This is a genomic window from Promicromonospora sp. AC04, from assembly GCF_003058225.1.
Taxonomy (GTDB): Bacteria; Actinomycetota; Actinomycetes; order Actinomycetales; family Cellulomonadaceae; genus Promicromonospora.
The window spans coordinates 239745-262425 of record NZ_QBUG01000005.1 but is presented as its reverse complement, the minus strand read 5'-3'; the positions used below and the strand labels follow the sequence as shown (position 1 = coordinate 262425).

Genomic DNA, 22681 nt, shown 5'->3' with positions numbered 1-22681 from the left:
CACGACGGACCACGGCTGGCGACCCTCTCCTGCCCTGCCCGCCCGGCCCACCCGGCTACGGGAGCACCACTACCTGCGCGGCGTAGACGAGGCCTGCGCCGAACCCGATCTGGAGGGCGAGGTCGCCGGACTTGGCCTGTCCATCGGACAGGAGCCGCTCGGCGGCCAGTGGGATCGACGCGGCGGACGTGTTGCCCGTCTCGGCGATGTCGCGCGCTATCACCACGGTATCCGGCAGACCGAGCTGCTTCTTCATCTGGTCGATGATCCGCATGTTGGCCTGGTGCGGGATGAAGACCTTGATGTCCTCGGCCGTCACGCCCGCCTCGGCCATCGCCTTCTCGGCGATGGGCGCCATCTGGAAGCTCGCCCACTTGAACACCGTGGGGCCGTCCTGGCGCAGCGTGGGCCAGCCCAGCGAGGGGTCCTCGCGCAGCTCGGTCCACGAGTGTGTCTGGCGGATCGCGGTGGCCTTGGAGCCGTCCGAGCCCCACACCGTCGGGCCGATGCCCGGCGTGTCCGAGGGGCCGACGATCGCGGCGCCCGCGCCGTCGCCCAGCAGGAAGGAGATGGAGCGGTCGGTCGGGTCGATGATCTCGCTGAGCTTCTCGGCGCCGATCACCAGCACGTGCCGGGCCAGCCCGGCCCGGACCAGGGCGTCCGCCTGGCCGATGCCGTACGCGTAGCCGGCGCAGGCCGCCGACACGTCGTAGGCGGCCGCGGGCGTCGCGCCGATGCGGTCGGCCAGGATCGCGGCGGCCGACGGCGTCATGTGCATGTGCGTGATCGTCGAGATGATCACCGCGTCGATGTCCGCGCCGGCGAGGCCCGCGGCGTCGAGCGCCTTGTTCGCGGCGGCCTCGGCCAGGTCGAGCACGTCCGTGCCGTCGGCGGCCCGACGGCGCGTGATGATGCCGGTGCGCTGGCGGATCCACTCGTCCGAGGAGTCGATGGGGCCCGCGATGTCGTCGTTCGTGACGACGAGCTCGCCGCGCTCCGCGCCGATCGCGAGGATCCGCGAGAACTGCGTGGGCTGGGCCTGCTGCAGGGTGGTCACTGGGCTGCTCCGGTCGCGCTCGTGCCGCTGGAAAGGGCGTTGCTGTGTGCCGCGATCAGCTCGCGGGCCGCGTCGAGGTCGGCGGGCGACTTGACCGCCACCGTCTCGACGCCCTTGAGGCCGCGCTTCGCGAGGCCGGTCAGGACGCCGCCGGGGGCGAGCTCCAGCAGGCCGGTGACGCCGCGCTCGGCGAGGTTCGTCATGATCAGGTCCCAGCGCACCGGGGCCGTGACCTGGCCCGCGATGTTGCGCAGCACGTCGGCGCCGGTCCCGTGACCGTGGGCGCCGCCGGTGTAGGCGGTCCCGTCCAGGTCGGCGAGGAAGGGCAGCGTCGGGTCGGTGGCGTCCCAGCCGAGGGCCACCGGCTCGAACTCCGCGCGCGCCGCGTCCATGTACGGGGTGTGGAACGCGCCGGCGACCTGCAGGGGGATCACGCGGGCGCGGGTCGGCGGGTTCTCGGCCAGCTTGGCGAGGTTCTCCAGCGCGCCGGCGGCGACCGTCTGGCCGGCGCCGTTCACGTTCGCGGGCCACAGGCCCGCGGCCTCGATCGCGGCGAGCACCTCGTCGGGGTCGCCGCCCACGACGGCGCTCATGCCCGACGGCGCTGCCGCAGCGGCGGTGGCCATCGCCCGGGCGCGGCGTGCGACCAGGCCGGCCGCGCCGTCGTCGGACAGGGCGCCCGCCACAGCGGCTGCCGACAGCTCGCCGACGGAGTGGCCTGCGGTGACGTCCACGACGTCCGCGGCCGCACGCCCGTCCAGCAGGATGCGGAACGCGAGCAGCGAGGTGGTGACGATCAGCGGCTGGGCCACGGCGGTGTCGCGGATCGTGTCCGCGTCCGACGTCGTGCCGTGCGCCACCAGGTCCAGGTTCGAGGCCTCGGATGCTGCTGCGAGGCGTTGTTCGGTACCGGGCAGCTCGAGCCAGTCGCTGAGCATCCCGGGGGTCTGAGAGCCCTGTCCAGGGCAGACGACGGCGAGCACGCGTCCACTCTGCCAACCCGGGCTGCTTCCCGGACGTCGCGACCTGTACCAACCTGACAGAGGGCCATTGTCGGGAACCTACAAGGCGCTGACCTCGGGCAAGAGCTAGTGACTCCGCTGGCCGGCCGGCTCAGCCCCGGCCGAGCTGGCCCAGCGCCAGCGCCACCTGCAGCACGAACGACTCGCGGGCGTCGAGCGGGTCCCAGCCGGTGATCTCCGAGACCTTGCGGAGGCGGTAGCGCACCGTGTTGGGGTGAACGTACAGATGGCGCGCTGCGGCCTCCAGGGAGCGGCCGGTGCCGAGGTACGCCGAGAGGGTCTCCAGCACGGCGCCACCGGCGTCCTGCAGCGGGGTGAACGCCTGGGCGATCAGCGTGGCGCGGGCCGTGTAGTCGCCGGTCAGGACGCGTTCGGGCAGGAGGTCGTCCGCCATGACCGGGCGGGGCGCCTGCGGCCACGCCGGGGCCGCCGTGAGGCCGGCGAGCGCGGACCGGGCCGACCGGGCGGCGTCGGTCAGGCTCGGCACCTGGGTGCCGATGACCACCGGACCGGTGCCGAAGCGGGACAGGAGCGACGTGGCGGCGGCCACGAGGTCGCCCTCGCCGCCGAGCACGAGCACGAGGCGGTCACCGTGGATCCCGACGAGGGCGTCGCCCGCCGCACGCCGGGCGACCCGGCGGATCTCGGCGGTGCGGATCTCGTCGAGCTCCTCGGTCGCGAGCCCCACGACGACGAGCGCGTTGCCGCGGCCGCTCCAGCCCAGCGCCGAGATGCGCGAGCGGAGGGAGTCGTCGCCGTCGCCGCGGACGAGGGCGTCGACGACCAGAGCTTCGAGCCGCGCGTCCCACGCGCCGCGCCACTCGGCGGCGCGGGCATAGACCTCGGCCGCGGAGAACGCGACCTCGCGGGAGTAGCGCAGCACCGCCTCGCGCAGGTCGCGCTCGCCGCCGGGGGCGGCGATCCGGTCGGAGTGCGTCTCGACGACGTCGACCACCACGCGCACGAGCTGCAGGGTGTGCTGCAGCGAGATGGAGCGGGTCAGCTCGGTGGGCGCCGCGGCGAAGATCTCGCTGACGCCGTGCGGCGGCCGGTCGGGGTCGGTGAACCAGGAGGTGAACGCGTTGATGCCGGCCTGGGCGACGAGGCCCACGTACGAGCGGTCCTCCGCGGGCAGCTCGCGGTACCAGTTGAGGTCCTCGTCGAGGCGGCGCATCGCGGCGGCGGTCAGGAGGCCGCTGGCCTCGCGGACCCGCTGGAGGTTCATGGGGAAGCCGACGGGCTCCGCGGCCGGATCGGGTGTCGCCTCGGGGTTCTTCTCGGGCGGGGAGCTGTCCTTGCTGGTCGTGGCCTTGGTGGCGCTCTTGCCGGTGCTCTTGCCCGTGTCCTTGCTCATGCCAGCGGCGGGGCCCGCCGCCCGACCGGTGTCCTGGCTCTTGCTGTGGTCGGTTGCTTGCCCGGCCCCCCGGTCGGTCTCGTGGGCGCTGGCTCGAGCGGCCCGTCGCGTTGCTGGCACTCCGGCAGCATACGAGCCCGAGTTGTGGGGAGTCCACAAACGGACTTTCGCGACAGCCTCAGCCCAGTGCGGCTTGGCGGAAAACTGTAGGGTCGAGGTATGGCCCTGATGCAACGGCTCCGCCGCCTCATCCGTCGGCCCCTGTCTGCGTCCACGGTCGGTGCTCGCCGTCCGTCGCCGTCGGCGCCCCGACGAGGGGACGCGGGACACGAGGACGCGCTGCGCGCTCAGCTGACCGACGATCCGAACAACGAGGAGGCGTTCGGCGCCCTGGCGGAGATAGTCCGCCGTCGGGCCGCCGAGGACCCGACGCTGGAGGACCCGCTCCGGGACTCCGACGAGATCCCCGAGTCGAAGCAGCAGGACGCCGACCTCGCTGTCTGGGCCCTCGCCGAGGAGCTCGCCGGGCACCCGCGGGGCTGGTACCCGCTGATCGAGCTGGGCCGGCTGTCGCTGGCCGACGACCCGGAGGGCGCCGTCCGGCGGCTCACCACCGCGGCCGAGCGGGACCCCGATGGCAACGCCCTGGCCGAGGGGCTCGCCATCCTGCGCGACGCGGGGATGCCCGTGGAGGCCTTGGGCCTGGGGGTCGGGCACTGGCGGGTGCGGGAGCACTCGCCGATCGTCGGCAAGCACCTGGTGCTGGCCGCGCTCGAGGCCGACCGGGTGTTCGAGGCCAAGCAGCACCTGCGGGCCCTGGAGATGCACCCCGACACGAAGGCGGTCAAGCCGCTGCGGGAAGAGCTGGCGAAGGCGATAGCGGCGACCGAGCAGTCCTAACCGAGATAGAACCCTGGCGAGACAGAACTGCAGCGCACCGATCGCCGGTGCGCTGCAGTTCTGTTTCGCCAGGGTTCTATCTCGGCGAAAGGGTCAGCTCTCGCCGCCCGCGTTGCCGGACGTGCCGGCGGTGACGTCGAGCAGGCTGTACTTCTCGACGGCCTTCGAGACGACGTCGGCCGGGACCTCGCCACGGCGGGCGAGGACCTGCAGCGTCCGGACCACCATCGACGGGCCGTCGATGAGGAAGTAGCGCCGTGCGGCGGCCCGGGTGTCGGAGAAGCCGAAGCCGTCCGCGCCGAGCACCGCGTAGTCGCCGGGCACCCACGCGCGAATCTGGTCGGGCACCAGGTGGTCGTAGTCGCTGGTGGCGACGAACGGCCCCTGGGCGCCGGACAGCTTCTCCGTGACGTACGGGGTGCGCAGCGGCGCCGACGGGTCGACCAGCGCGTCGTGCTCGGCGGCGAGGGCGTCGCGGCGCAGCTCGTTCCAGCTCGTCACGGACCAGACGTCGGCCGAGACGCCCCAGTCCTCCTTGAGGAGCTGCTGCGCCTCGAGCGCCCACGGCACGCCGACGCCGGAGGCGAGGAGCTGGGCCTTGGGGCCGTCGGCGTCCGAGACCGAGATGCGGTGGATGCCGCGCTTGATGCCCTCGACGTCGACGTCCTCCGGCTCGACCGGCTGGACCATCGGCTCGTTGTACACCGTGAGGTAGTACATGACGTCCTGCTCGCGGCCGTCCGGGGTGCGGCCGTTCTCGGCGGGCCCGTACATGCGCTCGATGCCGTCGCGCACGATGTGCCGGATCTCGTACCCGTAGGCCGGGTCGTACTGCACGATCGCGGTGTTGGTGCCTGCGATGAGCGGCGAGTGTCCGTCCGCGTGCTGCAGGCCCTCGCCGGTCAGCGTGGTGCGGCCCGCGGTGGCGCCGATGATGAAGCCGCGCGTCATCTGGTCGCCGGCCGCCCAGAACTGGTCGCCCGTGCGCTGGAAGCCGAACATCGAGTAGAAGATGTAGACCGGGATCATCGGCTCGCCGTGCGTCGCGTACGACGTGCCCACCGCCTGGAACGCGGCAGCGGAACCGGCCTCGTTGATGCCGGTGTGCATGATCTGGCCCTGCTCGGACTCCTTGTAGCTCAGCATGAGCTCGCGGTCCACGGCGAGGTAGTTCTGGCCGAGCGTGTTGAAGATCTTGGCGCTCGGGAAGATCGAGTCGAGGCCGAACGTGCGGGCCTCGTCCGGGATGATCGGCACTATGCGGTTGCCGAAGTCCTTGGCCTTGAAGAGGTCCTTGAGCAGCCGCACGAACGCCATGGTCGTGGCGATCTCCTGCGTGCCGGAGCCCTTCTTCAGCAGCTCGTACGACTTGTCCTCCGGCAGCGGGAGGACGGTCCTCGCCGCGGTGCGGCGCTCCGGTACGAACCCGCCGAGCTGACGGCGGCGCTCCAGCATGTACTGGATCTCCGGCGCGTCGGGGCCCGGGTGGTAGTACGGCGGCAGGTACGGGTTGGCCTCGAGCTCGGCGTCCGAGATCGGAATGCGCAGGGAGTCGCGCAGCGTCTTGAGGTCGTCGCCCTTGAGCTTCTTCATCTGGTGCGTAGCGTTGCGGCCGGCGAAGCCGGCACCCAGGCCGTAGCCCTTGACGGTGTGCGCCAGGATGATGGTCGGCGGGCCCGTGTGCGCCCGCGCAGCGGAGTACGCCGCGTAGAGCTTGCGGTAGTCGTGCCCGCCGCGCTTCATGTTCCAGATGTCTTCGTCGGTCATGTTCTCGACGAGCGCCTTCGTGCGCGGGTCGCGCCCGAAGAAGTGCTCGCGGATGAACGCGCCGGACTCCGCGCGGTACGTCTGGTAGTCACCGTCGGGGGTGACGTTCATGAGGTTGACCAGCGCGCGGTCCTTGTCGGCGTTGAGCAGGGCGTCCCACTCGCGGCCCCAGACGACCTTGATGACGTTCCAGCCGGCGCCCTTGAACTGGGCCTCCAGCTCCTGGACGATCTTGCCGTTGCCGCGCACCGGGCCGTCGAGGCGCTGCAGGTTGCAGTTCACGACGAACGTCAGGTTGTCCAGCTGCTGCTGCGCGGCGTGCTGGATCATGCCGCGGCTCTCCGGCTCGTCCATCTCGCCGTCGCCCAGGAACGCCCAGACGTCCTGCTGGCTGGTGTCCTTGATCCCGCGGTTGTGCAGGTACTTGTTGGTCCAGGCCTGGTAGATCGCCGACGCCGGGCCGAGGCCCATGCTGACGGTCGGGAACTCCCAGAAGTCCTGCATGAGGCGCGGGTGCGGGTACGACGGCAGGCCGCCGCCCGCGTGCGACTTCTCCTGGCGGAACCCGTCGAGCTGGTCCGCGGTCAGGCGGCCCTCGAGGTACCCGCGGGCGTAGACGCCGGGGGAGGCGTGGCCCTGGAAGTAGATCTGGTCGCCGCCGCCCGGGTGGTCCTTGCCGCGGAAGAAGTGGTTCAGGCCCACCTCGTAGAGCGTCGCGACGGAGGCGTACGAGGAGATGTGGCCGCCGACGCCGAGGCCCTCGCGCTGGGCGCGCGTCACCATGACTGCCGCGTTCCAGCGGATCCACGAGCGGTAGCGACGCTCCATGGCCTCGTCACCGGGGAAGTACGGCTCCTCGTGCACCCCGATGGTGTTCACGTAGGGCGTCGCCATCGACGCTGGGATGCTCACATTCCGTTCCCGGGCCCGCCGCAGCAGGTTGAGCATGACGTACCGGGCGCGGGGTCCGCCCTTGTCGTCGATCAGCCCGTCGAAGGACTCGACCCATTCCTCGGTCTCGGCCGGGTCGATGTCAGGTACGGCGCTGAGCAGACCGTTGATCAGCGGTCCGGTCTCGTCAAACGAAGCCACCAGCAACCTCTCTCGGTGTCGCGCGGCGCGGTCGCGGTTCGCGCTCCTCGCCGCCTCGTCAGGACCCGTCGCGTCGGCAGTAGCGTCACCACAGCTGGGGTTGCGGCTGTGCACGCCCACGCACAGGTGGTCCTATCTATTCTGTCCCCTCACAGCCTCCGCCCACACCATAGGGCGGTCAAGAGTGCGTGATCTGCGTTACGTCTGTGTCGGTTCGCACCGGTATTGATACCGGGTATCGCAATATTGAGACTGAGTGCATGACCGGGGCGTTGCCGAGGTCTCATCGAATCATCAAAAAGGCACCACACGTCCTGGTTGCGAGGCATGGCCGGGGTGCGTGCACTACCTTTGGCGACGGAGGGCCCGATGGTGGGCCGACAGTAGAAGCACACGACCCGGCTGCCAGTGCCGGACAGAGAGAGGGACGATCAACCAAGTGAGCACGGACACCCAGGGCGCGGGGCGCCTCGGTTTCGAGGCCGGCCAGGTGGTGCAGGAGTTCGGCTGGGGCGACGACGTCGACGAAGCACTCCGGGCCGACATCGAAAAGATCATCGGCAGCGAGCTGGAGGACGAGGACTTCGGCGACGTGACCGACGGCGTCATCCTCTGGTGGCGGGAGGGCGACGGCGACCTCACCGACGCACTCGTCGACGTGCTGACCGTCCTGGACGACGGCGGCATCATCTGGATCTTCACGCCCAAGCCCGGGCGCGACGGCGAAGTGGGCCACGGCGACATCCAGGAGGCCGCGACCACGGCGGGCCTGCAGACCACCAGCACCTTCGCCATCGCCGAGGACTGGTCGGCGACTCGGCTCGCCTACCGGGGCCGCGGTAAGTGATCGGCCGGACAAGACAGAAACCATGACCGAGTCTGCCGCCGCCGCGCCGACCGTTTCCGTCGTGTCGCTGAAGCCGGGTGACCCCGCACCCGACTTCACTCTCCCCGACACGCACGGCACCCCGACCACGCTCTCGGACCTGCGGGGCGCGCCGGTGCTCGTGGTCTTTGTCCCGTTCGCCTTCTCGGGCACGTGCACTAGCGAGCTGTGCGAGCTGCGGGACAACATCGAGGACTTCGAGACCGCGGGCGTGCGGCTGCTGGTGCTGTCGACCGACGCGGTCTTCACGCTCAAGGCCTGGCAGGCCGCCGAGGGCTACCAGTTCGACCTGCTGTCCGACTTCTGGCCGCACGGTGAGGTTGCGCGCTCCTACGGGGTGTTCGACGAGGGCTCGGGGATCGCGCTGCGCGGGACGTTCCTGATCGACGCCGACGGGATCATCCGCTGGTGCGTGGTCAATCCACGTGGCCAGGCGCGCGACCTGGAGGAGTACCGCCTGGCGGTCGCGGAGATCTGATGCGGGCAGGCCTGACGCAGGCGCAGGCAGGTCTGATGCAGGCCGGGTCGGAAAACCAGACCTGATTTCGGGTCTGGGCCAGGTATTGTGGTCCGCTGCTAGGGCTCATAGCTCAGTTGGTTAGAGCGCCACGCTTACACCGTGGATGTCGGGGGTTCGAGTCCCTCTGGGCCCACCTTGGTGATGAGTCGGGACACCGTTCATTGATGTCCCGACTCATTGCGTTGTGACGGGGCCGACTGCGGCCGGGCGCCTGGGGTGTCGTCGGCGCTGGTCAGGCAGCTCGCCGGGAGTCAGCCTGCCGGGTAGAGGTCGATCCATGCCTCGGCCGGGCTGTTCCAAGGCCCACCGTCGATCGCGCTGGTCATGGCGGTCATTGTGCTTTGCCTACCGTGTTCCGGTACATCTCGGCCCGGCGCTGCTGCACCGCGTCAGGTCAACGTCGGGCCTGACCGAGGACGACGGTCGCACGTCAGCCTCGGTCAGGCAGCGCGGCTCAGAAGAAGTTGCGCGGGTCGAATCCCTCGGCAAGGTCCGACAGCGACTGGCCTGCCCCGGAGACCTGGTCCCCGAGCCCGGACACGGCACCGTCGGCCGAGCCGGCGAGGTCTTCGACCCCCGCGGTAGCCTCATCGAGGGCGCCGGTGCCGAGGTCCCCGACGCCTGCGGCGGCCTCGTCCAGAGCGCCGGCGCCGAGCTCGCTGACCGACGACGTGAGCCCTTCGACGTCGACGCTCGACGCGAGCGCGTCGAAGTCGACCCCGAGGTTGGCTGCGTTCTCCAGGAGCGGGCCGGCCAGGCTGCTCACTGCAGCACCGGCCGCGACCGCGCCCAGGATGCCCACCGCTCCCACGGCGACTCCCGCGACGGCTCCGCCCGTGCCGACCTTCGCGAGCACCGAACGCATGGAGCCCGGTTGGCGGGCCTCGGTCCGTGCCGCTGCCCGGGACAGATCGGCGACGTCGGCCGAGCGAGGCTGCTCGTGCGCCGGAAGCTCGGTCTGCATGCGGCGCAGCACTGCCTCGCGCTGCACCGGCGTCAGCCGGGCGAAGGACTCGGCGTGGATCTGCTCGATCTGGTGCGGTTCGGCGGTGCGCATGAGGTAGTCATAGCGGGCGATGGCCTGGCGGTCGGCGTCGGTCGAGGCAGGTGCGCTCGGCCGGCCCTGGTAGGGGGTTGTCTGGCCTGGCGCCTGCGGAGCCTGGTTGCGCCCGCTCACCGCGGCTGCCACGTCCTGGAGCGTGGACTGCCAGGACTTCTGACCCGTTGCACCGCCCTGCGGCGCCCCCTGCTGTTGCTGCTGCCCGGTCTGGGAGTCGAGCACCTTCTTGGCGAGGCCGATCATGTTGGAGAGCTTGGACATGCGGTCCGTTCCTTCCGTCGGTCTGGCGGACCACACTTCCAGGCCAGCATGAGAAGTGTGTGAGAGGGGGATGAGAGTTTCACCCAGTGGCTGGGCAGGGCCCCCGTTCGTGGTTGCGCCACTGGGCGCCGTCGGCCGTGAAGTGCGGCGACCTACTCCAGCACCGCACCCTTCGACGCCGACTGGACCAGCTTCGAGTACTTGGCGAGCACGCCGCGCTTGTACGGGTGGGGGAGCGGCGCCCAGCCCTCCTTGCGCGCCTCCAGCTGGGCCGGCTCCACGAGGACGTCGAGGGTCTTGGCCGCCACGTCGAGCCGGATGCGGTCGCCGTCGCGCACGAACGCGATCGGCCCGGCGTCGACGGCCTCGGGTGCGATGTGGCCCACGCACAGGCCGGTGGTTCCGCCGGAGAACCGGCCGTCCGTGACGAGCAGGACGTCCTTGCCGAGGCCGGCGCCCTTGATGGCGCCGGTGATGGCGAGCATCTCGCGCATGCCGGGCCCGCCCTTGGGGCCCTCGTAGCGGATGACCACGACGTCGCCGGCCTGGATCGTCCCGTCCTCCAGGGCGTCGAGCGCGGACCGCTCCCGCTCGAACACGCGCGCGGTCCCCTCGAACACGTCGGAGTCGAAACCCGCCGACTTCACGACGGCGCCCTCGGGTGCGAGCGACCCGTTCAGGATGGTGATGCCACCGGTCTTGTGGATCGGGTTGCCCATGGCGCGCAGGATCTTGCCGTCGGGGTCCGGCGGGCTGATCTCGGCGAGGTTCTCCGCCATGGTGCGGCCCGTGACGGTCATGACGTCGCCGTGCAGCAGCCCGGCGTCCAGCAGCGCCTTCATCACCACCGGCACGCCGCCGATCCGGTCGACGTCGTTCATCACGTACTGCCCGAAGGGCTTGAGGTTGCCCAGGTGCGGCACGCGGTCGGCGACGCGGGAGAAGTCGTCGAGCGTGAGATCGACCTCGGCCTCGTAGGCGATGGCGAGCAGGTGCAGCACCGCGTTCGTGGACCCGCCGAACGCCATGACGACGGCTATCGCGTTCTCGAACGCCTCCTTGGTCATGATGTCGCGCGCGGTGATGCCCTGGCGCAGCAGGTTCACCACGGCCTCGCCCGACCGGTGCGCCCACGTGTCGCGCCGGCGGTCGGCCGACGGCGGCGCTGCGGAACCGGGCAGCGACATGCCGAGCGCCTCGGCCGCCGACGCCATCGTGTTGGCGGTGTACATGCCGCCGCACGCTCCCTCGCCCGGGCAGATCGCCCGCTCGATCCGGCCGACGTCCTCCTGGCTCATGAGCCCGCGCGCGCACGCCCCGACGGCCTCGAAGGCGTCGATGATCGTCACCTGCTTCTCCGTGCCGTCCTCGAGCTTGACCCAGCCCGGCATGATCGAGCCGGCGTAGAGGAACACGCTGGAGAGGTCCAGGCGCGCGGCCGCCATCAGCATGCCCGGCAGCGACTTGTCGCACCCGGCCAGCAGCACCGATCCGTCCAGCCGCTCGGCCTGCATGACCGTCTCGACCGAGTCGGCGATGACGTCGCGGGACACGAGCGAGAAGTGCATGCCCTCGTGGCCCATGGAGATGCCGTCCGAGACGGAGATGGTGCCGAACTCCAGCGGATAGCCGCCCGCGGCGTGCACCCCCTCCTTGGTCGCCTTCGCCAGCCTCTCGAGGGAGAGGTTGCAGGGCGTGATCTCGTTCCACGAGCTCGCGACGCCGATCTGGGGCTTGGCGAAGTCGTCGTCGCCCAGCCCGACGGCGCGGAGCATCCCGCGGGACGCGGTGGCCTCCAGGCCATCGGTCACCTGGCGGGAGCGGGGCTTGACGTCGACCGGGTTCTCGGCGCTGATCATGGGATCCTCCTTGGTCCGGCCACGACCGCACACTGCGACGTGGTGACCGGGGCGCGGTCCTCCGGCGAGCCGAGACCGACTCGGGCCGCAGCGGTCAGCACGCACCCCGGTGCACCCTGCATTGTGCCTGGCCTGCGTGTCCCTGGCATGCAGGGACCGAGAGACGGCCAGGCAGACTGGCCGGTAAGCCGCAAGCCTGACCTCATGGGCGGCCGGGTCAGCCCTGGCGGCTCACCAGGGCCGGCTCCCAGGCGAACCCGTCCGGGTCCGTGAACTCCCCGAGGTCGCTGTTCACCGCGATCCGGTGCGAGCCCGTTCCCTCCGGCGGCACCCCGCCGTCCTTGGCCAGCGCGGCACGCTTGTAGAGGCCGAACCCGATCGGGCTGGACCCCATCTTGAAGTCGACGTACGACCCGAAGCTCTTGCCCACGGTCAGCCCGTGCGCGACGTAGAACTTCTTGCTCGCCGACACGTCGTCCGCCCCGATCAGGAGCACGATCTCGTCGACCTTCCGGGAGACGGGAGCGGAGTCCTTCTTGGCGGACGTCGCGAGCTTCCAGATGGCGCCGTCGGGTGCCCGGACCACGCCGCCGTGGCCCCACATGGACTTGGACACGGGCTTGAGAACTGTGGCCCCCGCCGCGACCGCGGCGTCGAACAGGGCGTTGACGTCGCCCGGCTGGGAGGAGATGAGGGACAGGTGGAAGCCGCGGAACCCGCTGGTGGGTGCGTCGGTGGCGCGGAGGTGGAGCCGGTCGCCCAGGTCGAAGGCGGCGTCGTAGAAGGTACGTGCGGTGCTGAGGCCGGCCACCTCGAGGGTGACGGAGTCGATGTTTGCCATGGCCATCACGCTAGGTTCGCGCGGCACGGCGCGCTTCTCGATTCCTGACCGACTCGATCGCAGCGGCCCGTAGCTCCGGCGCGTCGCCCTCTGCGCGGGGTCCTCAGGGCTCGTTGCCCGCGTTGCTCGCGCGCGTGGTCCGCAGGAGCAGGGGGATCAGGACGGCGCCGACGGCCAGGTGAACGAGGCCGAGCACCACAGCTGACCCCGTCGACATCTCGGCCGACAGGAACGGCAGGTACGACACCACGATGACGGCGATCGCGAGCCCCGCCCAGATGCGCGGGCCGTACTGCGTGATCCGCTCCAGGAGGGCGAGCACGGCCCAGCCCGCGAGGGAGGCGCCGAGCGTGATGGTGATGAACGCGGCCAGGCCGAGGTCGAGCGGAGCCTGACCGGGCTGCTCGACGACCAGGTCGTTGCCGAGCAGCGGCTCGCCGACCACCCAGACGACGACGGCGGCCGCGACCGAGGCGACCACCGCAAGTGCGCGGGAGCGGAGCCGTCCCGGGGCGCGGGTCATGTTCTGCTGATCGGTCATGACGATCTCCTTCGAGGTGTGGATTGTTCAGGTGCTGAAGCTTCTCCGGAACGTAGCAGATGCTTGACCACCTGAACAATTCAGGTCCTGAAGCAGGAGGTAGGGTGGGCCCATGAACGCGCAAGCCGATCCGATCGTCGAGGAGCTGATCCGCCTCGTCTTCGGTGCGGCCGGGCACCTCGGCGCCGACTTCAACGCGGCGGGGGCGGAGAACGGGCTGCCGCACGCTCAGGCGCTGCTGCTGGTCAACCTCGTCGAGCCGATGCCGATGCGGGCCATCGCCGACTCGCTCTCGTGCGAGCCGTCGAACGTGACCGGCATCGTGGACGGGCTGGAACGCCGCGGCCTCGTCGTCCGGCAGTCCGACCCGGCGGACCGCCGGGTGAAGCAGGTGGTCCTCACCCCCGAGGGGAAGCGCAAGCGCAACCTGCTGCGCTCCCGGGGGTACGCCCACGCCGAGGCCTTCTTCGCTCTCGGTGCCGAGGAGCGTGTGCAGCTCCGCGACCTCCTGTCCGGCTTGCTGGCCCGTGTCGGCGACGACGCGGGGCCCCATCCCGCGTGCGGCGAATCGCGGCCGCAGAAGACCCGGAGCGCGACCGCTCGCTGATGGCCGCGTGGTCCGTCCCCGCCACGAGGTGCCCGGCCGCGGGGCCGGGCACAGGTTTGACGGAACGCGGCCGTCGGGCTCTCCGCCTTCCTTGCATCATGGAACGGCTCCATGTCGCCGTCGCTCATCGCCGAAGGAGAGCCATGTCAGAGATCGTCGATCGCCGTAGGTCCAGCCCTGTCTCCAGCCTGCCCGTCGTCCGGCCCCTGGCGGAGGCGGCGCCGCGCGCACGGACCGACCAGCAGGTGCACGGCGCCGGCTGGCGGATCACCGTCCTTTCCGACGGCGTCTTCCGGATCGAGCGTTCGGCGGACGGCGGGTTCGAGGACCGCGCCTCCACGTTCGCGATCCGGCGTGACCTGCCACCGGTCGACTACGCCGTCGAGCGGGTCGGCGCGGGGGTGGTGCTCACCACGGAGCGCGCCCGGCTGCGCTACGACGGCGCGGAGCTCTCCCCGAGCGGGCTCGTGGTGGAGATCCTGGGGAACGACTCCGGGCGCTGGCGGTACGGCGAGCCGGCCCGGGACCTCGGGGGCACGGCAAGGACGCTCGACGACGTCGACGGCCGGACGGAGCTGGAGCCGGGCGTCGTGGCGCCCGGCGGGATCGGCGTCGTCGACGACTCGACGTCGTTCCTGTTCGAGGACGACGGGTGGCTCGGCGTGCGCAACCCCGGCCGGCGGGACCTGTACGTGTTCGCCCACGGCCGCGACTACGCCGACGCCGTCCGCGACCTGTACCAGGTCTCCGGGCACCCGATGCGGCTGCCGCGCTGGGCGCTCGGCAACTGGTGGAGCCGCTACCACCCGTACAGCGACGAGTCCTACCTGGCGCTCATGGACCGCTTCAAGGAGGAGCGCATCCCGTTCTCCGTGGCAGTGATCGACATGGACTGGCACCGGGTCGAGTCCGTGCCCGCGCAGTTCGGCAACGGCTGGACCGGCTACTCGTGGGAGCCCTCGCTCTTCCCGGACCCGGCGGGCTTCCTGAGCGCGCTGCACGCGCGCGGGCTGCGCACCACCCTGAACCTGCACCCGGCCGACGGCGTCCGCGCCTTCGAGGACGCCTACCCCGCGATGGCCCGCGCCATGGGCGTGGACCCGGGCAGCGAGCAGCCCATCGGATTCGACCCGATCGATCCGGCCTTCGTCCGGGCCTACTTCCGGGAGCTGCACCACCCGCTGGAGGCCCAGGGCGTCGACTTCTGGTGGATCGACTGGCAGCAGGGCCGCAGCTCGGGCCTGCCCGGCGTGGACCCGCTGTGGGTGCTGAACCACTACCACCACCTCGACGCCGCCCGGGACGGCGGGCCGGGCATGACGTTCTCCCGGTATGCCGGGCCCGGGAGCCACCGGTACGCGGTCGGGTTCTCCGGCGACGCCGTCGTCTCGTGGGCGTCGCTGGCGTTCCAGCCCGAGTTCACCGCCACGGCGGCCAACATCGGCTACGGCTGGTGGAGCCACGACATCGGCGGCCACACGCGCGGCGTGCGCGACGACGAGCTTGCCACCCGGTGGGTGCAGTTCGGCGTCTTCTCGCCGATCATGCGGCTCCACTCCGCGAACAACCCGTTCATCCGCAAGGAGCCGTGGGTCTTTCCGCCGGAGCACCGCGCGGCGATGGAGGACGCGCTGCGCTTCCGGCATCGGATGGTGCCCTACCTGCACACGATGAACCACCGGGCCGCCGCGGGGGTGCCGCTCGTCCGGCCGATGTACCACCTGGAGCCGCGACGCACGGAGGCGTACGGCGTACGCAACCAGTACGCCTTCGGCAGCGAGCTCGTGGTCGCACCGATCACGTCGCCCCGGGATGCCGAGTCGCTGCGGGGGAGCGTGCGGGTATGGCTGCCCGACGGCCTGTGGACCGACATCTTCACCAACGCCGTCTACCAGGGCGGCCGCACCGTGGAGATGCACCGGACGGACGCGTCCGTCCCGGTCCTGCTCCGCGCGGGCGGGATCCTCCCGCTCGACGCCGGACCCGACCTCGACGCCACCCGGAACCCGACGGCGTTCGAGGTGCTGGTGGCGCCGGCGGTGTCGGGTGAGCTGGTGCTTGCCGAGGATGCGGAGGACGGCGCGACCGGCGTCGATCCGACCGCCGATGGGGCGACCGGCGGCAGTGCGGCTGGCGATGGTCGGGCTGGCGATGGTCTGGCTGGCGATGGTCTGGCTGGTGATGGCGTGGCTGGTGACGGGGTGGCCGGTGACGGGGTGGCTGGCGATGGCGTGGCTGGTGACGGCGTGGCCGGTGACGGCGTGGCAGCAGGCGGCGCGATCGGCCAGGGCGCGGGGCCGGCGGCGCGGACCATGCTGTCGTGGGACCGGGAACGTGGCGAGTTCCGGATCGGAGCCGCGACGGGGAACACCACCGTGCTGCCCGCGAACCGGCAGTGGACGGTGACGTTCCTCGCCGCGCTGCCGGGCGGCCCGGTGACGGTGAACGGAGTGCCCGCGGAGGTGAGCGGCGTCGACGGGCGGTGGAGCGTGAGCGCGTCCGCACCCACGGCTGGGTCTGTGCCGACAGCGGCGTCCGCTGCAGGGGAGACCGTCGTGCGGATCGAGGGCGGGCCGCTGCCGGTCGGCTCGGACCGGCGGGAGGCCGCGCGCGAGATCCTGGAGGCCGCGCAGATGGGCAACCCGGAGAAGCTCGAGGCGTGGGACGTTGTCAGCAGCGAGCGGAGCGTGGCCGAGAGGCTGGCGGAGCTCACTGCCGTCGACCTGCCGGAGGCTGTGCGGTCGGCGCTGATCGAGCAGCTCGCCGCGGTCGACCCGGAGGCGCGCTGACCCTGCGTCGGGCGAGGTCTCGACCCCAGCACCCTTGCGACCTCGGCAGTTTGCAGTGACGGCGGCAGTTGGCATCGAGATCGGTCCAGGCCTGAGCCGATCTCGATGCCAACTGCCGAATCGGCTGGGGCAACTGTCAGCAGCCGAACGGGGAGGCGTTGCTCGAACTGTTTACAGGATCCGGAGGCCCACCGTCAGCGGGCCGCGGCCTGGACCTCGGCGGTCCGGAGCGTTACCTCGTCCTCGTAGCACCAGCCCCAGCCCTCGCCGGGCTCGACCGACCGGATCAGCGGATGGCCCGTGGCCCGGTAGTGCGCCGTCGCGTGCCGGGCCGGGGAGTCGTCGCAACAGCCGACCTGCCCGCACACGAGGCAGCTGCGCAGGTGCACCCACCGGCCGCCGACGGCGATGCACTCCGGGCAGCTCTCGCGGTTCTCGGGCTCGAGCACGGCGACCTGGTCCAGGTGCGTGCATCCGTTGCTCGTGGTCTCGCTCATGGTCTTGGTCTCCCGTCGTCCGGCGCCCTGCCTCCGGCAGATTCTAGGTCGCCGGGAGGCGGCTCGTGCGGGCGTCGAGGTCCACCCGGGACACGGCCAGGCACGTGATCGCCGCCGCCGCCGACCACGCCTGCGGCCGGCAGGCGGCTGGATAGGGCGTTGGAACGCCGGCGCGTGTGGCGGGATCTCCCGAGTGCAGCTCGGGGACCCGGTAGGCGAAGCCCTCCGCCGCGGCGAGCAGGCCGTCCACCGCCTGCCGGGCGTGCTCGGCGAGCCCGGCCCGGTGCATGCCGTGCACCGCGATGGCGGTGTCGTGGGTCCAGACGCTGCCGCCGTGGTACGACAGCGGCCAGTACCCCGCCGCGCCGGCGGACATCGTGCGGATGCCGAACCCGGTGGACATCGTGGGCCCGAGCAGGAGGTCGGCGACGTGTCCCTCCTCCGTCGCGTCGAGGATGCCGGTGCCGAGCAGGTGCCCGATGTTGCTCGTGAGCGTGTCGACCGGGCGCTTGTCCCGGTCCAGCGCGACCGCCGGGTACCGCCCCTCGGGGGTCTCGACCCAGTACGCCTGCGCGAACCGGGTACGCAGGTCCGCGGCCCAGGCGCGGAGCGCGGCCGAGTGCAGGGGGCCCGACGGCGCTGGGTCGAACGCCTCGAGGAGGTCCGCGCCCGCGAGCGCCGCCTCGTAGGCGTACCCCTGGACCTCGCAGAGCGCGATCGGCCCTTCGGCGAGGGTTCCGTCGCGCCACTGGATGGAGTCGCCGGAGTCCTTCCAGCCCTGGTTCGCCAGCCCGCGCCCGGAGCGGTCGATGTAGTCGATGAACCCGTCGCCGTCGCTGTCGCCGTGCTCCAGGAGCCAGGTCAGGGCGCGGCGCAGGGCGGGCAGGAGGGCGGCGACGTCGTCGTCGGGCATGCCGGCGTGCCACGCGTCGGCGAGGAGGCACACCCACAGCGGGGTGGAGTCGACGCTGCCGTAGTACAGCGGGGGCAGGACGACGCCCTCGCCGGGGATCTCGAGCGGCGTCGCGCGCAGCTCGTGCAGGATCTTGCCGGGCTCCTGGGCGGTCGCGACGTCGTTGGTGGTGCCCTGCAGCCGCGCCAGGACGCGCAGGGTGGAGGCGGCGATCCGGGTGTCGAGCGGGAGTGCGAGCCGGGCCGCCCAGAGGGCGTCGCGGCCGAACAGCGTGAAGAACCACGGCGCGCCGGCGGCGAAGAACTCGTCGGCCGGGTGGTCGGGGAGGGCGAGCCGCAGGGCGTCGAGGTCGTCGAGCGCGGTGTCGAGCCAGCGGCCGAGGCGGGGGTCGGCGCCGGGCGGGACGTCTGCTGGGTCGGCGCCGGACGGGCTGCCGGGCCACGTGCCGGGCGAGCTGCCGGGCCACGTGCCGTCCGCGCCCCGCACGACCAAGGAGTCGTCGTGCAGGGCGAGCGACCAGGCGGCCTCTGCTTGGCCGCGGGCGGGGACGTCGAGCGGCCAGGTCGCCTCGATCTCGCCGGTCGCGCCGGTGGTCACCGTCGCACCGGCGGCCGTCAGGGTGAACGAGCGGGTTCCGGAGCGGGCCGTCGCCGAGCCGGGGGCCACGGTGACGTCGAGGTCGCCCTGGCCGTCGCCGTCACCGTCGTCGTTGACGAGGCCGTTGACGTGGGTGTCGTCGTCGACGAGGCCGTCGCCGTCGTCGTTGACGAGGCCGTCGTCGTTGACGAAGCCGTCCCCCGGGCCGTCGCCGGTCCCGGTGGTGGAGTCGCTGCCGGTGCCCGCGAGGCCCGCCTTGACGTCGTGCATCACCGCGAAGTCGGGGCGCAGCCGCAGGCGGAGGGTCACCCGGGTCGCCTCGGGGAGGTGTGAGCTCACCGTCCAGGTCTCGGCCAGCGAGCCGTCGGACACCCGGCGGTCGCGGACCAGCCGGACCTTGGGATCGGGCTGGTCGTCGTCGGCCCCGCGCAGGAGGCCGCCGAACACGACGTGCGAGGCGCCCTCCGGGGCGACGGAGATGTACTCGACTGCCGACTCGGCGCACTCCAGCGTCAGCCCGCGCACGTGCCGGACGTCGCCGTGGTAAACGCCGTCGATCGGTGCGCCGCCGAGGTCGCCGTCGCGGCCGGACCATACCTGGGTCGGGGCGCGCAGGGCGATGACGGCGTCGCTGAGCAGGGGCTGCAGTGGCTGTAGCGGCTGCTGCGGGGTGCGCTCGGTGGAGGGGGTCACTCTTTGACGGCTCCTTCGCTGGTGTTCATGATGCGCCGCTGGAACACGAAGAACACGACCGCCACGGGGATGGTCATGATCGCCGCGGCGGCGAGCTTGATCGGGTACTGGCTGCCCTGGCTGAGCTGGCCGCTCGCGAGCGACGCGACGCCCTTGGTGAGGGTCGTCAGCTCGGGGGACTGGGCGGCGACGATGAAGTGGCTCAGCTCGTTCCACGACCCCTGGAACGACAGGATCACGATGGTGACGAGCGCGGGCCGGGCCATGGGCAGCACCACGGACCAGAAGATCCGGAACGTGCCGGCGCCGTCGATGCGCGCCTGCTCCTCGACCGATGCGGGGATCGACTCGAAGAAGTTCTTCATGATGAACACGCCCGCCGCGTCGACGAGCAGCGGCAGGACCATGCCCGCGTACGAGTCGTAGATGCCGAGCTGGTTGATGACGAGGAACTTCGGGATGAGCAGCACGACGGTCGGCACGGCCATGACCGCGACGAGCGCCGCGTAGACGACGCCGCGCCCGCGGAAGCGCAGCCTGGCCAGCGCGTAGCCCGCCAGCGAGTCGAAGAACACGCGCCCGGTGGTCACGAGCACGGTCACGACGGCGGAGTTGGCGAACCACACGGGGAAGTCCGACCGCAGGAACAGGCGCCCGTAGGCGGCCCAGGTCAGGGGGTTCGGGACCAGCGAGACGGGGTCGGCAGCGGCGTCCGCCTCCGTCTTGAGGGACGTCGCCAGCTGGACCAGGAACGGGTACACGTAGACGAGCGCCAGGAGGATCAGCAGCCCGTAGAGGGCGACCTGCCAGGCGAGCGTTCTGCGCGGCAGCCGGCGTGCGGTGCGGTTCATCGCGCGTCCTCCTTTGCGCTGGGTTCGCTCGCCGGCCCGCCAGCTGGCCCACCCGCACCGGCTTCGACGACGCCGGGCCCGTTCCCGCCGGTCAGTTTCCGCGGGCCGCGTCGTGGCCGACGCCGGACGTCCGGGCGCTCGCGCAGGATCCAGCGCTGCAGGATCGTGAGGAGCACGATGATGACGAACAGGATGAACGCGATCGCCGCGCCCTGGCCCCAGTCCTGGGACAGGAACGCCGACCGGTAGCTGAGGTAGGCGGGCGTCAGGGTGGTCTTGCCTGGCCCGCCCTGCGTGCCGGTGTAGATCTGGTCGAAGACCTGCCAGCAGCCGATGAGGCCGAGCGTGAGGACCGTGAACAGCGTCGGCCGCAGCTGGGGGAGCGTGATGCGCCAGAACCTCTGCCAGGCGTTGGCGCCGTCCATCATGGCCGCTTCGTCGATGTCGGGGCCGATGTTCTGCAGGCCAGCGATGAACAGCAGCATGAACGTGCCGCTCGTCGTGAAGATCGCCATGACCACGAACGCCGACATCGCCACCGAGGGACCGGCCAGCCAGTCCCACCACGAGACGCCGAGGAAGCCGTGCTGCGTCAGGGCCTCCGGACCGGACCGGACGCCGAGCGCGCCCAGCAGGTTGTGCAGCACGCCGCTCGGGTCGTTGAACCAGTTGGGCCCGGCGATGCCGACCCGCGCGAGGATCGCGTTGACGACGCCCGACGTCGAGAACAGGAACAGCCACAGCACCGTGATCGCCACGGAGCTCGTGACCGACGGGAAGTAGAACGCCGTGCGGAACACGCCGCGGCCCCGGAGCACCGCGCGGTTCACGAGCACCGCGAGGAACAGGGCCAGGCCCGTCTGCAGCGGGACGACCAGCAGCACGTACCAGGCGTTGTTGCGCATGGCGATGCCGAAGTCGCGCTCTGCGAGCCCGCCGCCGGTGGTGACCGCCGCGTAGTTGTCCAGCCCCACGAAGCCGACGCCGGACGACAGGGGGCTGCCGCGTCCCGACCAGTCCGAGAAGCTGACCCACAGGGCCATCAGGACGGGGACGAGCAGGAACACGCCCAGGATCAGCAGCACGGGGAGCGTGAAGAGCCAGCCGGCCAGGGCCTCGCCGTGCCGGATCCCGCGGGGGGACCCGGCACGGCGGGGCATGGCGTCACGCGGCGACGCGAGAACGGACATCCGCGTCCTACTCGGCGATCGCTTCGAGGTTCGACTGCGCCGTTTCGAGGATCTCCTGGGGGTTGCCGGTCTCGAGCGACTCCAGCTGGGCGTTGAGGTCGGTGATGACGTCGGCGGCACCGGCCCAGTTCGGCGGGAACTGTGCGTAGGCCGCCCCGTCCAGGAACGCGCCGAGGTCGGGGTTCGCGCTCATCCAGTCGGCCGCGGCCGACTGGATCGACGGCATGGGTCCGAACGCCTCCGAGAAGGCGAGCTGCTGCTCGGTGCTCGTGAGGTACTCGACGAGGTCCAGCGCGGCCTCCTGGTTGGGGCTGTCGGCGGCCATGCCCCAGCAGTTCGTGAACTGCAGGGTGCCCTGGCCGGCCGGCCCGGCCGGCAGCTGGGCGACCGTGTACTCGACGTCGGGGAAGTCCGCGCTCATGGCACCGGTGATCCAGTTGCCCTCGACAACCATCGCCGCCAGCTCCTTGCCGAGGGCCTCGCCGCCCCAGCCCGCGCCGAGGTCGGACGAGTACGCGAACGTGCCGTCCTTCAGGTGGGTCTGCACGTAGTCGAGGCCCTCCACGCTGCCCTCGCTGTCGGCGACGGGCTCGCCGTCGACCACCAGGCCGCCGCCGGCCTGGGCCATGAAGGCGCCGACGCGCTGGTACTCCGCGCCGAAGGAGAGGCCCACCTGGTCGTCCGTGGTGAGGGTCTTGGCCACCGTCGCCAGCTCGTCCCAGGTGGTCGGGATGTCGGCGTCGGTCAGGCCCGCGTCCGCCCAGAGCTGGGTGTTGATGACGAGTCCGAGCGTCGAGAAGTCCTTCGGCGCGCAGTAGAACGTGCCGTCGACGGTGAAGTTCTCCACGAGCGAGGGGTAGAAGTCGTCCTTGTTCGCCAGGAGGTCGCCGTACGGCTGGAGCGACCCGTTGTCGGCGTAGCCGGCGATCGCCTCGGGGGCGAGGTAGAACAGGTCCGCCGGGGTGCCGGCGGCGAAACCCTGCGAGAGCTGTTGGGGCAGGTCGCTGGCGACCTGGACCTCGGCCGTCACGCCGGACTCCTCCGACCAGGCGGCGACGGCGTCGGTGACCGCATCGGTCTCGGCGTCGCCGGACGAGCCGATGAGCACCGAGAGCGCGTCGTCGGAGCTCGTGAGCCCGCCGGCCTCCTCCTCGGCGGGCTCGTCGAAGCCGGAACCGCCGCAGGCGGTGAGCGCGAGCGCGCCGGCGACGAGGAGGGCCCCCGCGCCGACGAGCTTCCGCGAGCTGGGCCGTGTCATGTCTCTTCTCCTTTGATGAGGCAGGCAGTTCTGAGGTAACGGGTGGTGCTCGATCGATCCTCGACCGATGATGGGTTTGAACGATCAAATTTCCCCAGTAGGGAGGCTAGGGAGAGCCCGGGCGCG

General features: G+C 71.4%; 18 protein-coding genes and 1 tRNA gene. 6 read left to right on the top strand and 13 right to left on the bottom strand.

The features are described 5' to 3' along the window. Positions 1 to 55 precede the first annotated feature (55 nt). The 3 genes from C8K30_RS15265 to C8K30_RS15255 form a co-directional block, all read right to left on the bottom strand. A complete protein-coding gene (locus C8K30_RS15265) occupies positions 56 to 1057 on the bottom strand; it encodes a beta-ketoacyl-ACP synthase III (RefSeq protein WP_108493753.1) in 1002 nt (333 codons plus the stop codon). Next, positions 1054 to 2040 (bottom strand): ACP S-malonyltransferase, encoded by a 987-nt coding sequence (locus C8K30_RS15260; protein ID WP_108493752.1) that lies wholly within the window; start codon positions 2038 to 2040, stop codon positions 1054 to 1056. The genes C8K30_RS15265 and C8K30_RS15260 overlap by 4 nt, the downstream gene beginning before the upstream one ends. Positions 2041 to 2170: 130 nt before the next feature. Next, positions 2171 to 3304 (bottom strand): CdaR family transcriptional regulator, encoded by a 1134-nt coding sequence (locus C8K30_RS15255; RefSeq protein ID WP_233257212.1) that lies wholly within the window; start codon positions 3302 to 3304, stop codon positions 2171 to 2173. Between the two features lie 348 nt (positions 3305 to 3652). Here C8K30_RS15255 and C8K30_RS15250 point away from each other — a divergent pair, with 348 nt between their 5' ends. Then, entirely contained in the window at positions 3653 to 4333 is a 681-nt protein-coding gene (locus tag C8K30_RS15250) for a hypothetical protein (protein WP_108493750.1), read from the top strand. Between the two features lie 93 nt (positions 4334 to 4426). Here C8K30_RS15250 and aceE read toward each other — a convergent pair whose 3' ends face one another. Beyond that, on the bottom strand, positions 4427 to 7192 hold the full coding sequence (gene aceE, locus C8K30_RS15245; protein WP_108493749.1) for a pyruvate dehydrogenase (acetyl-transferring), homodimeric type: 2766 nt from the start codon (positions 7190 to 7192) through the stop codon (positions 4427 to 4429). Between the two features lie 439 nt (positions 7193 to 7631). Between aceE and C8K30_RS15240 the strand changes: the two genes are divergently transcribed. From C8K30_RS15240 to C8K30_RS15230, 3 genes are all read left to right on the top strand, one after another. Next, a complete protein-coding gene (locus C8K30_RS15240) occupies positions 7632 to 8039 on the top strand; it encodes a DUF3052 domain-containing protein (protein WP_108493748.1) in 408 nt (135 codons plus the stop codon). A gap of 22 nt (positions 8040 to 8061) precedes the next feature. Beyond that, a complete protein-coding gene (locus tag C8K30_RS15235; protein WP_165919629.1) occupies positions 8062 to 8556 on the top strand; it encodes a peroxiredoxin in 495 nt (164 codons plus the stop codon). 101 nt (positions 8557 to 8657) lie between these two features. Further along, positions 8658 to 8731 (top strand) — tRNA-Val (locus C8K30_RS15230). Between the two features lie 321 nt (positions 8732 to 9052). Here the strand turns inward: C8K30_RS15230 and C8K30_RS15225 are convergent. From C8K30_RS15225 to C8K30_RS15210, 4 genes are all read right to left on the bottom strand, one after another. Then, complete coding sequence (locus C8K30_RS15225; RefSeq protein WP_108493747.1) at positions 9053 to 9919, bottom strand: cation-transporting ATPase; 867 nt, start codon at positions 9917 to 9919, stop codon at positions 9053 to 9055. A 152-nt stretch (positions 9920 to 10071) separates the two neighbouring features. Further along, on the bottom strand, positions 10072 to 11778 hold the full coding sequence (gene ilvD / locus C8K30_RS15220) for a dihydroxy-acid dehydratase (protein ID WP_108493746.1): 1707 nt from the start codon (positions 11776 to 11778) through the stop codon (positions 10072 to 10074). A 217-nt stretch (positions 11779 to 11995) separates the two neighbouring features. Then, positions 11996 to 12619 (bottom strand): VOC family protein, encoded by a 624-nt coding sequence (locus C8K30_RS15215; RefSeq protein ID WP_108493954.1) that lies wholly within the window; start codon positions 12617 to 12619, stop codon positions 11996 to 11998. 103 nt (positions 12620 to 12722) lie between these two features. Beyond that, positions 12723 to 13160, bottom strand: coding sequence for a DUF6069 family protein (locus C8K30_RS15210; RefSeq protein WP_108493745.1), 438 nt, complete (start codon positions 13158 to 13160; stop codon positions 12723 to 12725). A gap of 112 nt (positions 13161 to 13272) precedes the next feature. Here C8K30_RS15210 and C8K30_RS15205 point away from each other — a divergent pair, with 112 nt between their 5' ends. Together C8K30_RS15205 and C8K30_RS15200 are read left to right on the top strand one after the other, a co-directional pair. Further along, on the top strand, positions 13273 to 13767 hold the full coding sequence (locus tag C8K30_RS15205) for a MarR family winged helix-turn-helix transcriptional regulator (RefSeq protein WP_108493744.1): 495 nt from the start codon (positions 13273 to 13275) through the stop codon (positions 13765 to 13767). Between the two features lie 143 nt (positions 13768 to 13910). Then, positions 13911 to 16556 (top strand): glycoside hydrolase family 31 protein, encoded by a 2646-nt coding sequence (locus C8K30_RS15200; protein WP_108493743.1) that lies wholly within the window; start codon positions 13911 to 13913, stop codon positions 16554 to 16556. 194 nt (positions 16557 to 16750) lie between these two features. On the opposite strand, the gene C8K30_RS15195 is transcribed toward C8K30_RS15200, so the two are convergent. From C8K30_RS15195 to C8K30_RS15175, 5 genes are read right to left on the bottom strand one after another with little or no spacing between them, the layout of a single operon-like run. Continuing rightward, positions 16751 to 17053, bottom strand: a complete 303-nt coding sequence (locus tag C8K30_RS15195; RefSeq protein WP_108493742.1) for a UBP-type zinc finger domain-containing protein — start codon at positions 17051 to 17053, stop codon at positions 16751 to 16753. 43 nt (positions 17054 to 17096) lie between these two features. Then, the gene (locus tag C8K30_RS15190; RefSeq protein WP_108493741.1) at positions 17097 to 19256 is read right to left on the bottom strand and encodes a glycogen debranching N-terminal domain-containing protein; all 2160 of its coding nucleotides are present in this window, start codon (positions 19254 to 19256) and stop codon (positions 17097 to 17099) included. Next, a complete protein-coding gene (locus C8K30_RS15185; RefSeq protein WP_108493740.1) occupies positions 19253 to 20107 on the bottom strand; it encodes a carbohydrate ABC transporter permease in 855 nt (284 codons plus the stop codon). The genes C8K30_RS15190 and C8K30_RS15185 overlap by 4 nt, the downstream gene beginning before the upstream one ends. Beyond that, positions 20104 to 21297: a carbohydrate ABC transporter permease gene (locus C8K30_RS15180; protein ID WP_233257192.1), complete on the bottom strand. Its 1194-nt coding sequence runs from the start codon at positions 21295 to 21297 to the stop codon at positions 20104 to 20106. Before C8K30_RS15180 ends, C8K30_RS15185 begins: the two co-directional genes overlap by 4 nt. A gap of 7 nt (positions 21298 to 21304) precedes the next feature. Further along, positions 21305 to 22555, bottom strand: a complete 1251-nt coding sequence (locus tag C8K30_RS15175) for an extracellular solute-binding protein (protein ID WP_108493739.1) — start codon at positions 22553 to 22555, stop codon at positions 21305 to 21307. Positions 22556 to 22681: the final 126 nt, after the last annotated feature.